Raw genomic sequence first — 14,001 nt, forward strand, 5'->3', positions numbered from 1 at the left:
CACTACTATATGTGAAACGGGCTTGGAATGCGCCGACTACATTTTGCAGGAAGAGTTGTTTATGGTTCTTGACGAACGGTGATTCACGGCATATAATAAAGAAAGTCTTATCTACCACGTACTGGTGTAAACGCCATGTGGTACATACACAATCAGCAATGATGAGGACGAAGTGCTTAGGGCCCTTTTGAACAGAGAGCGGATGGATTAGCTGCAACCATCGCCAAAATCCCTTTTCTACGAGCTCACCTCGGAGCTGTTTCCTTGAAAAGCAACAACGAAAGCTGTTGCCTAATAGGGGAAATCGCAGGGCAAGCGTTAAAGTGCCAATAGTATGAACGTATGTGCACGACGTTCTTACTTGTGGAGGTTATACGTCGAGAGAGGTATAACAAATTTGGGTGGTACCACGGAAGATATACCTTTCGTCCCTCGTTGCTTCTTTTTGAAGCATGAGGAGCGAAAGGTTTTTTTGTTTTTTTTGAGAGGAGGATGACTGATGGTAACGCAAGGTGCAACACTGAAGTCAAAAGAGGAATTGAAGGAAAGGCTTTCGAAGCCCGAGGTCATATCTGGTTCGGAAATTTTGCTTAGAAGCCTATTGCTTGAGGGTGTAGATTGTGTATTTGGATACCCAGGCGGAGCAGTATTGTACATTTACGACGCGATGCACGGTAATCCCGACTTCAATCATTTGCTTACGCGCCATGAACAAGGCGCAATCCATGCTGCAGACGGATATGCTCGCGCAAGCGGCAAAGTAGGCGTATGTATCGCAACCTCTGGACCTGGGGCAACAAACCTCGTTACGGGAATTGCTACGGCCTATATGGATTCCGTGCCATTGGTTGTCATTACGGGTAATGTCATATCCAGCTTGATCGGAAGCGATGCTTTCCAGGAAGCGGATATCACGGGAATAACGATGCCGATCACGAAGCACAGCTACTTGGTGCGTGACGTTGAGGATCTGCCGCGCATTATTCATGAAGCATTCCATATCGCTAATACGGGCCGTAAAGGTCCGGTACTGATTGACATACCGAAAGACATTTCTGCTGCCAAAACGCTGTTCAAGCCGTCAACGGAAGTTAACATTCGCGGATATAACCCAACCGTATCGCCGAACAAGAACCAAGTCGACAAGCTGATTAAAGCCATTGAACAGGCAGAACGCCCGCTTATCCTTGCTGGCGGCGGAGTAGTATACTCTGGCGGCCACGAAGAACTATTCGAGTTCGTAACGAAAACGCAAATTCCGATTACGACGACGTTGCTCGGACTCGGCGCATTCCCAAGCGGCAACGACTTGTTCCTGGGTATGCCGGGAATGCACGGAACCTATACGGCAAACAAGTCGATTCAAAGCGCGGATTTGCTCATCAACATCGGCGCACGCTTCGATGACCGGGTGACCGGCAAGCTTTCTGGCTTCGCGCCGCTGGCGAAGATCGTTCATATCGATATCGATCCTGCGGAAATCGGCAAAAACGTACCGACGGACATTCCAATCGTTGGTGACGTGAAAACCGTGCTGGAGGTCGTTAACAAGCTGGCTAAACGCGCGGACAAAGCGGATGATTGGCGCGCCAAGCTTAAAGCATCTTGCGAGCAATATCCGTTCAGCTACAAGGACTCGGATGTAGAGCTTAAGCCGCAATGGGTCGTTGAACTCATTCATGAAACGACAAACGGCGATGCGATTGTAACGACTGACGTTGGCCAGCACCAAATGTGGGCAGCCCAGTATTATAAGTTCAATAAGCCTCGTTCATGGGTAACGTCTGGCGGGCTTGGAACAATGGGCTTCGGTTTCCCTTCAGCGATCGGCGCTCAAATGGCTAACCCGGATCGCGTAGTCGTTTCCATCAATGGTGACGGCGGCATGCAGATGTGCGCGCAGGAGCTTGCGATTTGCGCAATTAACAACATTCCGGTTAAAGTGGTTATTATCAATAACCAAGTGCTCGGCATGGTTCGTCAATGGCAGGAGCTTATCTACGATAACCGCTACAGCCATATCGACCTTTCCGGCAGCCCGGATTTCGTCAAGCTCTCCGAGGCATACGGCGTCAAAGGCTTCCGTGCGACGAACAAGGAAGAAGCACGGGCTGCTTGGGAAGAAGCACTCCGTCATCCTGGCCCGGCCGTTGTGGAGTTCGTCGTTCGCAAGGAAGAGAACGTGTACCCAATGGTTGCGCAAGGAAGCACCATCGACGAAATGATCATGGGGGATGCGGAATGAAAAAACACACGATCGCAGTAATCGTAAACGATCAGCCCGGTGTTCTGCAGCGCGTTTCCGGCTTATTCGGACGCCGCGGCTTCAATATTGAAAGCATTACGGTAGGATCCAGCGAAGAAGCAGGCTTGTCGCGTATGGTCATCGTCACTTCAGGTGATGACCATACCCTCGAGCAAGTTACGAAGCAATTGTACAAGCTTATTGATGTTATTAAGGTCATTGATCTTAGTTCCAATCCGATGGTCGCCCGCGAGCTTGCTTTGATTAAAGTCCATGCAGAGCCGGCTACTAGACCGGAAATTCTAGGAGTCGTTGAGACGTTCCGCGCAGCGGTTGTCGATATTGGCACGCATTCTCTTATGGTACAGGTAGTCGGCGACACCGAGAAAATCGACGCTATGGTTGAACTGCTAAAGCCTTACGGCATCCGCGAGCTTTCGCGCACTGGCGTAACGGCGCTTAACAGAGGCAACGCGAAATAGCAACCCATTCTATCTCATTTCAACATCCCGTTTTGAGCGGGAGTTTAAGGGGAGAACCGCTGCTTATGGGTCATTCTCTGCTTAAACACCCGCTCAAAAGGGTTAAATTAAAGGAGGCAATTATTAAAATGGCAGTTACAATGTACTATGAAAAAGACGCTGATCAAGGCGTACTACAAGGCAAAACAATCGCAGTTATCGGTTACGGCAGCCAAGGTCACGCACAAGCACAAAACCTTCGCGACAGCGGCTTGAAAGTAGTTATCGGGCTTCGTCCTGGTAAATCAGCTGATGTAGCTAAAAAAGACGGTTTTGAAGTACTTACGGTTGCAGAAGCGACTAAAGTAGCTGACGTTGTTCAAATCCTGCTTCCTGACGAAACGCAAGCGAAAGTATACAGCGAAGAAATCGCTCCTAACCTCAAAAAAGGCGCGGCTCTTATGTTCTCGCACGGCTTTAACATCCATTACGGCCAAATCGTGCCGAACGCGGATACAGACGTATTCCTAGTTGCTCCTAAATCTCCTGGTCACATGGTTCGCCGTACGTACCAAGAAGGTTTTGGCGTTCCTGGCCTTATCGCAATCGAGCAAGATGCAACAGGCAATGCTAAAGCAATTGGCCTTGCATATGCTAAAGGTATCGGCTGTACGCGTGCAGGCGTTATCGAAACATCTTTCAAAGAAGAAACAGAAACAGATTTGTTCGGTGAGCAGGCCGTTCTTTGCGGCGGCGCTTCAGCGCTTGTTAAAGCAGGCTTCGAGACGCTTGTTGAAGCTGGCTACGCTCCGGAAATGGCTTACTTCGAGTGCTTGCACGAGCTTAAATTGATCGTTGACATGATGTATGAAGGCGGAATCTCGTCGATGCGCGATTCCATCTCCAACACTGCTGAATACGGCGATTACGTAACAGGTCCTCGCATCGTTACAGAAGAAACGAAAAAAGAAATGAAACGCGTATTGGAAGATATCCAATCCGGCCGTTTCGCTCGCGACTTCATCTTGGAGAACCAATCCAACCGTGCAATGCTTACGGCTACCCGTCGTAACGAAGCTGCTCACCCTATCGAGCAAACAGGCGCACAGCTTCGCGAATTGATGCACTGGATCAAGAAGTAATAATAGATAGAAGAAACGACCATATCCCGGCTCGCCGGATCGCTTTACGCTGCGGGATCCGCAGCGCAGGCGAATCCATTCGCGTGCCGGGATCATTCTGTTCACGGAGGTGCCATGCACAAATGCGGAAAATTTATGTTTTCGATACAACGCTTCGTGACGGAGAGCAATCTCCTGGTGTGAACCTGAACACGAAGGAAAAGGTAGAGATCGCCCTTCAATTGGAACGCCTAGGCGTGGACCGTATGGAAGCTGGCTTCCCTGCTGCTTCGCCTGGTGACCTTGCCGCCGTTAACGCGGTGGCTCGCGCGGTCAAAAACGCAACGGTTATCGGTCTTTCCCGTTCACGCGAGCAGGACATTGACGCCGTTCGCGAAGCGCTTATTGGTGCGCAGGATCCTTGCATCCACGTATTTCTTGCTACGAGCCCCATCCATCGCAAGCACAAGCTGCGCATGGAGAAGGATCAGGTGCTGGAAACGGCGGAGCGTGCGATTCGTTATGCGAAGAAATATTTCGACAAGGTCGAGTTCTCGGCTGAGGATGCCGGACGTACGGAACTGGATTTCTTATGCCAGGTCGTAGAGATGGCCATCAACGCGGGAGCTACGGTTGTCAACATTCCAGATACGGTCGGTTATTTGAATCCGCTTGAATTCGGAAATATCTTCAAGACCTTGAAGGAAAATGTACCGAATATCGAGAAGATCCAGTTGAGCGCACACTGTCATGATGACTTGGGCATGGCGACAGCCAATTCCCTTGCAGCGATACTAAACGGCGCGGATCAAATCGAGGGTACGATCAATGGGATTGGCGAGCGTGCAGGAAACACCGCAATTGAAGAAATCGCGATGACGCTCGCCACTCGTCCGGATTATTTCGGCGCGCAAACAACATTGAACTTGAAGGAAATCGCAAAAACAAGCCGCCTAGTCAGCAAGCTGACAGGCATGGTCGTTCCTGGCAACAAAGCAATCGTCGGAGCCAATGCTTTCGCGCATGAGTCCGGCATTCATCAGGACGGCATGCTCAAAGAGAAGACGACATATGAGATTATTTCTCCCGAAACCATCGGTCTGAAGGAATCGAAGCTCGTGCTCGGCAAGCACTCTGGTCGCCATGCGTTCCGCGAGAAGCTGATCGATCTCGGTTACGAGCTCGAGGACGAAGCGGTCAATGCAGCGTTCGCTAAGTTTAAGGATCTTGCGGATCGAAAGAAAACGGTCAGTGACGAGGATATTCTTGCGATGCTTGAGGAGAAGCTGATTGATACGCCGGAGGTATTCAGCTTGGAGACGATCCAAGTGAGCTATGGCAACCAGTCAACTCCAAGCGCTTCCGTTCGAATTCGCAAAGCCGAAGGCGAAGTTGTAGAGGAAATTGCAATAGGCAATGGTTCTGTGGACGCGATCTACAACGCGATTGACAAAGTTACGCAGGAGATCGTGGAGTTGGAAGACTATTCGATCAAATCCGTTTCGCAAGGCAAGGACGCGCAGGGCGAGGTTCATGTAGTACTGAAGCAGAACGATGTTTCTGCCCAAGGCCGGGGATTGAGCACGGACATTCTTGAAGCGAGCGCGCGTGCCTATATTGACGCGCTTAACCGCCTTATCGAGAAACGCAAAACGCCGGGCCGCCGCGATAAAATGAGCTTAATCTAGCGTGAAGCGAATCGCATGAGGAAATAGGATAGTCCCGCAGGGTCTTAGCTGACCAATGGGGCTGTCCTATTTTCATTTCTAATGGATGATGTCTGCGTAATGAAGCAAAGCATACCGTAACCATTGAAAATAGGGCGTTATCAGCTTCTTTATAGCCGTAGTCTATAGAGTAAATAGATTTTATATCTTTGTAATCAGAGCGTTTTTGTGGTACAAATGATAATAGAATGAGAATGAGTGAAAAACATGTTGTTCAACGAGTCCCCATGGAGCGTTGAAGGACAAGTTAAATGAAAAAGAGGAGTGTTACATTTATTATGTCAGAAGTTAAAAAAATCGCGGTTATTGCCGGCGACGGTATCGGTCCAGAGGTTGTTGGCGAAGCCCTTAAAGTACTTAAAAAAACCGAAGAGCTTTACGGTTACCAATTCGAAACGGAGCACGGCTTGTTCGGCGGAATCGCCATCGACGAGAAAGGAACGCCGCTTCCGCAAGAAACGCTTGATCTTTGTAAAGGAGCAGACGCCGTATTGCTTGGAGCTGTAGGCGGCCCGAAATGGGACAACAACTCCAAAGAGCTTCGTCCTGAAACAGGCTTGCTAGGCATTCGCAAAGCGCTCGGCCTATTTTCTAACATTCGTCCGGCTACCGTGTTCGATTGCTTGAAAGAAGCATCGACGTTGAAGCCTGAAGTGCTTGAGGGTACGGATCTTATCGTTGTTCGTGAATTGACAGGCGGTATCTACTTCGGAGAGAAGTTCCGTCGTGAAGGCGCAGGCGGCGAAGAAGCTGTTGATACATGCGTGTACAATGTACAAGAAATCGAACGTATCGTTCGTCAAGCATTCGATATCGCAATGACTCGCGGCAAGCGCCTTGCTTCCGTTGACAAAGCTAACGTTCTTGAAACGTCCCGTCTATGGCGCGAGGTGGTTAACCGGATTGCTCCTGAGTATCCAGAGGTTGAGCTGGAGCATGTGCTTGTAGACAACTGCGCGATGCAATTGCTTCGCCGTCCATCAAGCTTCGATGTTATCGTAACCGAAAACATGTTCGGTGATATTCTAAGCGACGAAGCAGCAATGCTTACAGGCTCGATCGGCATGCTTTCATCCGCTTCGCTTGGCGAAGGAAGCTTCGGATTGTACGAGCCGGTACACGGCTCCGCTCCTGACATTGCTGGACAAGGCATCTCCAACCCAATCGCAACGATTCTATCCGTAGCATTAATGTTCCGCCTTACATTTGGCTATCACGAGGCTGCTGCGGCGATCGAAGCGGCTGTTAAAGAAGTACTTGATGCAGGCCACCGCACTGGTGATATTGCAGTTGATAAGAGCAAAGCAATCGGCACGACTGAAATGGGCGATTTGATCGTAGCCGCTCTAAGAAAATAGTTTCCAGTTTATAATTATTATAAATGAATATTGATTATAATATTGACTTCATTCTAGACTAGTGATACTATTTACTAGGTAAGTCACACAGATGAAGTGACAAAAATAATAAAAATTTATGGATAGGTCCAAGGAGGTTTTCTATAATGGCAGAGCGTTTGGTAGGCCGCCAGGCCCCGGATTTTTCGATGGAAACAGCAACAGGCGACGGTAAAGATTTTGGTACAGCATCACTTGCAGATTACAAAGGCAAATGGTTGGTATTGTTCTTCTACCCGCTTGATTTCACTTTCGTATGCCCGACAGAAATCACAGCACTAAGCCTTGCAGCTGCTGAATTCAAAAAATTGGACACTGAAGTTCTAGGTGTCAGCGTTGATAGCAAACACAGCCACCGCGCATGGATCAACACGCCGGTTAACGATAATGGACTAGGCCAGCTTGAATTCCCGCTTGCGGCTGACATCACGAAAAGCGTTGCTCGTGACTACGGCGTTCTAATTGAAGAAGAAGGTATCGCGCTTCGCGGCCTATTCATCATCAATCCTGAAGGCGAAGTACAATACCAAGTTGTTAACCACAACAACGTAGGCCGCAGCGTTGACGAGACGCTTCGCGTATTGCAAGCATTGCAATCCGGCGGACTTTGCCCAATCAACTGGAAACCAGGCCAACAAACATTGGTATCGAAATAATACGTTTCGTACCGGTCACAACAAAACCCGCGCCATGCGATGGCGCGGGTTTTGTTTATTTATAGGCATGGCGGGGTACATATTATCATTGAAAAGCAGGAATTTACGTAGTGCGGGGCGAATAAGGTAATAGCCACAGGATCGAAAGAATAAAACGTTCGCGTACTTAAACGATAATCTTGATATTGCTAAAGGTTTGCTACGCAAACCTTAGTTGATGCTTACGAAGTAGGTTTGCTACGCAAACCTTTAAGGAGGGGTCGTCAATGAGCTTTTGCTGTGGAGCTAGCATGATTGGGACTAAGGGAACGCTTAAGCATTTTCGGACGCATATTCACAATGTACCGATTGTGTTTTGTCCGGTATGTCACCGAGTAGACATTCATTACTTAATCGAGAACGAATATGAAATATTAGCTGAATATGCGCATGGAGACGGTGCTGCTGAGGTTGATTTTCAGGAGTACGTTGAGCAAGAAGGCATGGCGCTGCTTGAAAATTGCGTGAATCACGAGAATGAGGATCCCATGGATGTCGTTCACAGTCAAATTGATATGGCACTCGATTTGCTTAGCTTTGCGAAGCAGATTGAGGATACGGAATGGCAGCTTGTCCTTAAGAAGCGTCTTGGGATGCTGAATAACAGAAGGAACAAGCTACGTCAACGCCGTACTTCCGTTTAGTTTTTTTAAACATGAATGGTGAGCCTCCTTTTGGGAGGCTTTTATTAATTTGTTTTAAAATAAATGAAGATGTTCTCATAATGTACCCCCCGAAACCGGAATGACAGAAACGAATCATACTAATAGTGAGGTGGAGCGGTTGTTACTCGTATTGTTCAAACGCTTCTTGCGGAAAGCTGTATCCACAGAAGCTGCGGAGGAGGCTAAGCTGACTCCCGAACAAAAGATTGCTCGTATTCGCGATGGCGACGAGCTGCTGCGTGAGCAATTCATAGCAGACTACAAACCTTATATCATGAAAGTGACAAGCCGATTTTGCAAACGGTATATTGATCCGAGCCGAGACGATGAATTCAGCATAGCGCTATTAGCTTTTAACGAAGCCATCAATCAGTTCTCCAGTCATGCAGGGAAATCGTTTATCGGATTTTCTGAAACCGTCATTCGCCGCCGGCTTATTGACCATGTCCGAAAAGAACAAAGGCATTCCAAGGTTGTTCCCTATAGCATGTTTGATTCAGAGGAAGAAGAACAGCCTCAATATAATTCAGTAGAAACAAAGCAAGCGATGTTCGCTTTCGAGATGAAACGAACCGAGGATGAGCGCAGAGTCGAAATCGGCGAGTTGAACAATGAGCTTGATCGTTTTGGAATTTCATTCGCGGAGCTGGTTGAAGTATCTCCGAAGCATGCAGATTCGAGAAGGCTGCTGATCGGCATCGCTCAGACGCTGTTAGGAGAAGCACAATTGTTCGATACGCTTAGGCAAACAGGGAAGATGCCTGTTAAGGAGCTGACTGAGCTGTGCGGCGTTTCGCGCAAAACAGTGGAGCGCAACCGCAAGTATATTATTGCGATCTCACTAGTCATTTCAGGACCATATCCATACATGCATGATTATCTACATATATCCGAAGACCATATGGGTTCGAATAAGGAGGCAAGCAAATGAAACGCGGAATTGTTGTGAGTATCCATAAGCAGCATGCGGTCGTCATGACGGCAGACGGACAATTTTTGCAAGCCCCTATTCAAGGTACGCCGCAGCTGGGAGAAGAAATTATTTTTGAAGCGGCGTACAGGAAAACCCGTAATGTGAAGCCTGCTTACTGGTACGGAAGCGCAGCTGCTATTCTGTTGGTGTTCATCCTACCGCTGTTATTCTTTATTCAGAGAGACGAGAACCCAGTCGTGGCATATTTGAGTATGGACATTAATCCGAGCGTAGAGCTAGGCGTGGACGAGAATGGGAAGGTACGAGAGCTGCGGGCATTAAATACTGACGGCGAGAACATTATTAAAGGCCTTCGATTCGATGGAATCAATGTGGAGACCGTTGCCGCGTCCCTGCTGGAGAAAGCGAAGACCTCGCATTATTTGGATACGCCGAACAAGGATATTTTTATTACAAGCGTTCTGCTTAGTGATGCTTCTGCACTAAAACTCGATTATGAGAGTATTTTGACAGGAAAAGTCGATGAAGCGCTGAGGCTTCTGCTGAACAGCTTGACAGAAGAGGCCGCCACTGCGAATATTACGACCATGTCTATCCCGAATGAGGTTCGTGAGGAAGCAGCGATCAACGGTATATCCTCAGGTAAAATGGCCGTTTATCTAATGGCGAAGGAAGAGGGCTACTCGCTTGAAATAGAGCAATTGAAGCAGCAGTCCATCGATAAAGTAACGGAGCCGGTCGGCGGAGTAAAAACGATCGTAGACAATGCGCAGGACAAGAGCAAAGAAAAGCTGAAAGAGCTGGTTGCGAAGGAAAAAGAGGAAAAAGCAAAGCAGCAAAACAATATAAATAAAGGCGGGGCAGCGAAGCCGACCGCAACCGCTAAACCGAATAAACCGGTCAAGGCAGCGAAGCCGGAGAAGCCGAGCAGCGTTGTAACCTTAAAGCCGTCGGAGACGAAAAAGCCTGTAAGAAACGGTGCTTTGGACGATAAACCGATGAATACGCCAGGAAAACCGAACAAGCCGAACAAACCAAATCGTCCGAATCCGGATAAACAGGATGACGATAAAGAGGACGAGGACCGAGATTGGAGTCAAGGCTGGAATCAATCGCGCAACAACAACGATGATGATGACAAGGATAACCGAGGCGGCAATCGCAATGAGGAGCGCGATAACAACGGTTGGGGAAGCAATTGGCGTGACGACGATAAGGATAACCGTGATGACCGCGATCATTGGAATTCAGGCCAAAAAAGCGATAAGGAAAGAGATGATAAGTCAAACAATAAAAGAGACACGAAAGAAAAGGACGATAAAAGGGATTGAATTCATTCGAACGAAATAGCCTAGCCAACCATGCCGACAAGGAAAAAAGGGCTGGTTTTTTAATCGTAGAAAGAGTGTAAAAAGTCATTTATCTGACAAACAGTCTAAAGACCTAATCGTGTCCGTACCATACTTTTTACCCAGTCGGCGAACAAATTTCGACAGTATTTCCGATTGACAGCGATTGTAAACTCGCCCTATGATTAGTAGTAACTGTAACTGTTATCTCTATAGACGTTGCCGGGGAGGAGTACATGATGTTGGCCATTCGAAAGCGCTATTTCCCGGCGCTTGCCGAGTATATTAGAAGTGGTAAGGAAGTATCATTATTCCATGCCAACGAGCTGGGCAAGGAGCTTTACGGAATAAACCCGGAAGAAATCATTGCTGTACATGAAGAATGCATACAGTCACTAGCCGCGAATGTCGACTCGGAGGAGGCTGTGCGGTTATATAATCGTTCATTTGTGTTCTTGATGGAAATCATGGTCGCTTGCCGCTTCCGGCTGCAGCCGGAACGGTCAACTGAGCAGAAGTTTAGTGAAATGCGTGAAATGCTGTTCAGATCGAATCGATCCTTCGAAAAGGTGAAAAATAAATATGAAAATGTGCTTCAGCACATGGACAGCGGTATCGCCTTATTTGACAGCGACGGCATATTATCGTTTATTAACGTGCAGATGGCCAAGCTGCTCGATATTCCTAGGAAAACGTTGATTGGTTGTACGATCAAGGAAATCTTGCGCCATAAACAGCTTGCGAGCAGTACAAAACGGACGGTTCTAAGGCTTTACAAGGAAATGTTTCTGATGCATAGTCGGTACTATGAATTCCAGCATAAAGACGGCAAACATCTATTAGTAACGGTTACTTACGGTGATCAATTAGACGGTGATTTTTTATTCAGTGTCAAGGATGTATCGGAATACAAGCAGATCGAGCAAACCGCTTTGCAGAATGACAAGCTTGCGATGCTAGGCAAGATCGCTGCGGCCATTGCGCATGAAATTCGAAATCCGTTGACGAGCATCCGGGGTTTTATACAGCTTCTCCGGCCTTATTTGCTTGAGGTTGGCAAAGAGGAGTACGCACGAATTATTTTGACGGAAATTGACCGAGCAAACGATATTATTTATGAATTTCTAAACTCGTCCAAGCCGTCGGCGCCGATGAAGCAATTGGTGTCCATCGATCATTTGATAAAGGAAGTCGTATTGCTGACCGAAAGCGAAGCTTTGATGCGGAATTGCGAGATCAAGGCTGAATGCTATTGCGCGGAGCATCTGGTTTCCATCGACGTCAAGCAGGTCAAGCAGGTCATATTGAATATTATCAAAAACGCGCTTGACGCCATTGAAGAGGTACAGAGCGAACGAAGAGGCCTGATTGATATTGTTACCCGCAGCAACGGCCAGTCAGCTGAAATTATCATTAAGGACAACGGAAAAGGCATGGAAAAGGCAACGATGAATCGGTTGTTTGACCCCTTCTTTACGACCAAGCAAGCCGGAACGGGACTGGGGTTATCCGTTAGCTATCGGATTGTTCGCAATCACAATGGGACGATTCGGGTTGACAGCCACCCGGGCGTAGGGACGGAATTCATCATAACTTTGCCGCTTGCCTAATAAGGTGGCGTACATGAACCGCGAACAAAAGAACGCATAGGAGCTCTTCTTCCGACTTGGGAGGGGAGCTTTTCGGTTGTTTGGGCCATACAAGCCCTAGTTTATCTTCAATTATAAACATGGAAAAGTCGAAGGACCTTAGGTATAATGAGTTTGGCAAACGGTATGAATTAGTATGCATTTCGGTTGACGTCTATGCAAATATACCGATGAAGAAAGTGAGGAAACAACTAATGAACGTATCATTTACATACGGAGTGAGAAATACGGAGCAAGCGGCTGCAGAGGCGGTCATACGTTTTATTGGCAAAAAAGAATTAGTTCAAGGCGAAGGCGCACTTCCGATTTTGCAGCCGCAAATCGATGAAGCGCTAAGGGCGCAGCATGCCAAAGGATTGTTTAAGGCAGATACCGAGCAAGTAGCAGTCTTGCCAACGCTCGAATTGTATCCCGCTGCACATATCGTGTTCGTGGGGCTTGATTCTGAGGGTGGCTTGACAGGACTCCGCCTTGCTGCCGCGGCTGCTGCGAAAGCGCTGAAAAAGCTGCGTGCGGAGAAGATTCAAGTTCTGCTGTCAGAATCCTTGATCGATGGATCGCTAGCGAAGCTGGGGGCAGAACGTTCGGCGCAGGCATTGGTTGAGGGGTTGCTGCTAGCGCTTCACGTGCGCCAGCCGTTGAAACGCGAGCCGTCTGAACGCTTTGCGCTGAAAGAGGTGGCTTTTTTACCGCAAGGGGCGACGGCTTCGGCTGAAGATGCCGCATTGTGGGAGCAGGGTATTGCTAAAGGGAAGCTGTATGCCGAAGGGGTTATATTGGCCCGTGATTTGACTAATCTGCCAGGAAATGACCTAACGCCGGAGCGGCTTGCCTATCATGCAGAGGAGCTGGCGCGGGAACTTGATCTGGAGATTGAGGTTATCGATGAATGGAGCGCCGCGGAGCAGCGCATGGGCGGCTTGTTGGGCGTTGGTCAAGGAAGCATCAACCCGCCTCGCATGATCGTCATTCATTACAAAGGAAACCCAAGCTCAGAAGAGGCATGGGGATTGGTAGGAAAAGGAATTACGTTTGATACGGGAGGCATCTCTTTGAAGAGGGCCGAAGGCATGCAGGAAATGATCTCGGATATGGGCGGCGCAGCTGCAGTCCTAGGTGCCATGCGTGTAATCGGAGAGCTGAAGCCTACAATGAATGTCATTGCCGTTATTCCGACAGCGGAGAATATGCCTTCAGACCGTGCGATGAAGCCGGGTGACGTGCTGCGGATGATGAGCGGCCATACGGTGGAAATTGTGAACACGGATGCAGAGGGAAGACTCGTGCTTGCAGACGGTCTCACAACGGCGATTACGAGAGGCGCGACGAAGCTTGTGGATGTGGCAACATTGACGGGAGCTGTATCCGTTGCGCTTGGCACGCAAGCGACGGGAGCGGTAACGAACAACGAAGCGCTCTTCAATCAAGTGCAAGCGGCATCGGACCGAGCGGGCGAGCGGATCTGGCAGCTGCCTGCTTATCCAGAATATAAGAAACAGATCATGAGCGATGCGGCAGATTTGAAAAATAGCGGCGGAAGGTATGCCGGAACGATAACCGGCGGGCTTTTTATCGGGCATTTTGCGGAAGGCTTGCCTTGGGTGCATTTGGATATCGCAGGAACGGCTTGGCTGGATTCGAGTCGCGGTTGGGAAACGAAAGGCGCAACTGGCGTAATGGTTAGAACACTGGTTGAACTCATAGTACACCAGGATTAAGCAGTGAGGGCATATATGAACGGAAGCTTCCAAATGGAAA

11 protein-coding genes are annotated in these 14,001 nt (G+C 48.5%); all 11 read left to right on the forward strand.

All coding sequences use genetic code 11. From position 1 onward, the window contains the following. The first annotated feature begins 499 nt into the window (after positions 1–499). Positions 500–2,245, forward strand: a complete 1,746-nt coding sequence (ilvB, locus tag AC0YN3_RS11280; protein ID WP_475775171.1) for a biosynthetic-type acetolactate synthase large subunit — start codon at positions 500–502, stop codon at positions 2,243–2,245. After that, positions 2,242–2,727, forward strand: coding sequence for an acetolactate synthase small subunit (gene ilvN / locus AC0YN3_RS11285; protein ID WP_475775172.1), 486 nt, complete (start codon positions 2,242–2,244; stop codon positions 2,725–2,727). Before ilvB ends, ilvN begins: the two co-directional genes overlap by 4 nt. Positions 2,728–2,855: 128 nt before the next feature. Further along, positions 2,856–3,848: a ketol-acid reductoisomerase gene (gene ilvC / locus AC0YN3_RS11290; RefSeq protein WP_183567566.1), complete on the forward strand. Its 993-nt coding sequence runs from the start codon at positions 2,856–2,858 to the stop codon at positions 3,846–3,848. A 122-nt stretch (positions 3,849–3,970) separates the two neighbouring features. Beyond that, positions 3,971–5,515, forward strand: coding sequence for a 2-isopropylmalate synthase (locus AC0YN3_RS11295; protein ID WP_475775173.1), 1,545 nt, complete (start codon positions 3,971–3,973; stop codon positions 5,513–5,515). Between the two features lie 317 nt (positions 5,516–5,832). Further along, positions 5,833–6,912 (forward strand): 3-isopropylmalate dehydrogenase, encoded by a 1,080-nt coding sequence (gene leuB / locus AC0YN3_RS11300; protein WP_138752674.1) that lies wholly within the window; start codon positions 5,833–5,835, stop codon positions 6,910–6,912. A gap of 146 nt (positions 6,913–7,058) precedes the next feature. Beyond that, entirely contained in the window at positions 7,059–7,607 is a 549-nt protein-coding gene (locus AC0YN3_RS11305) for a peroxiredoxin (protein WP_138752673.1), read from the forward strand. Positions 7,608–7,873: 266 nt separating this feature from the next. Next, entirely contained in the window at positions 7,874–8,290 is a 417-nt protein-coding gene (locus AC0YN3_RS11310; RefSeq protein ID WP_183567557.1) for a hypothetical protein, read from the forward strand. A gap of 139 nt (positions 8,291–8,429) precedes the next feature. Then, positions 8,430–9,242: an RNA polymerase sigma factor SigI gene (gene sigI / locus AC0YN3_RS11315; protein WP_475775174.1), complete on the forward strand. Its 813-nt coding sequence runs from the start codon at positions 8,430–8,432 to the stop codon at positions 9,240–9,242. Continuing rightward, positions 9,239–10,576: an anti-sigma factor domain-containing protein gene (locus AC0YN3_RS11320; RefSeq protein WP_475775175.1), complete on the forward strand. Its 1,338-nt coding sequence runs from the start codon at positions 9,239–9,241 to the stop codon at positions 10,574–10,576. The genes sigI and AC0YN3_RS11320 overlap by 4 nt, the downstream gene beginning before the upstream one ends. Before the next feature lie 257 nt (positions 10,577–10,833). Beyond that, positions 10,834–12,204 (forward strand): ATP-binding protein, encoded by a 1,371-nt coding sequence (locus tag AC0YN3_RS11325; protein WP_475775617.1) that lies wholly within the window; start codon positions 10,834–10,836, stop codon positions 12,202–12,204. 233 nt (positions 12,205–12,437) lie between these two features. Continuing rightward, complete coding sequence (locus AC0YN3_RS11330; protein WP_475775176.1) at positions 12,438–13,961, forward strand: leucyl aminopeptidase; 1,524 nt, start codon at positions 12,438–12,440, stop codon at positions 13,959–13,961. The last annotated feature ends 40 nt before the right edge of the window (positions 13,962–14,001 follow it).

The organism is Paenibacillus sp. J22R232, assembly GCF_056269165.1.

Coding starts and splice junctions, on each gene's coding strand:
- ilvB (WP_475775171.1), top strand. CDS start 500: ATGGTAACGCAAGGTGCAACACTGAAGTCAAAAGAGGAATTGAAGGAA.
- ilvN (WP_475775172.1), top strand. CDS start 2,242: ATGAAAAAACACACGATCGCAGTAATCGTAAACGATCAGCCCGGTGTT.
- ilvC (WP_183567566.1), top strand. CDS start 2,856: ATGGCAGTTACAATGTACTATGAAAAAGACGCTGATCAAGGCGTACTA.
- AC0YN3_RS11295 (WP_475775173.1), top strand. CDS start 3,971: ATGCGGAAAATTTATGTTTTCGATACAACGCTTCGTGACGGAGAGCAA.
- leuB (WP_138752674.1), top strand. CDS start 5,833: ATGTCAGAAGTTAAAAAAATCGCGGTTATTGCCGGCGACGGTATCGGT.
- AC0YN3_RS11305 (WP_138752673.1), top strand. CDS start 7,059: ATGGCAGAGCGTTTGGTAGGCCGCCAGGCCCCGGATTTTTCGATGGAA.
- AC0YN3_RS11310 (WP_183567557.1), top strand. CDS start 7,874: ATGAGCTTTTGCTGTGGAGCTAGCATGATTGGGACTAAGGGAACGCTT.
- AC0YN3_RS11320 (WP_475775175.1), top strand. CDS start 9,239: ATGAAACGCGGAATTGTTGTGAGTATCCATAAGCAGCATGCGGTCGTC.
- AC0YN3_RS11325 (WP_475775617.1), top strand. CDS start 10,834: ATGTTGGCCATTCGAAAGCGCTATTTCCCGGCGCTTGCCGAGTATATT.
- AC0YN3_RS11330 (WP_475775176.1), top strand. CDS start 12,438: ATGAACGTATCATTTACATACGGAGTGAGAAATACGGAGCAAGCGGCT.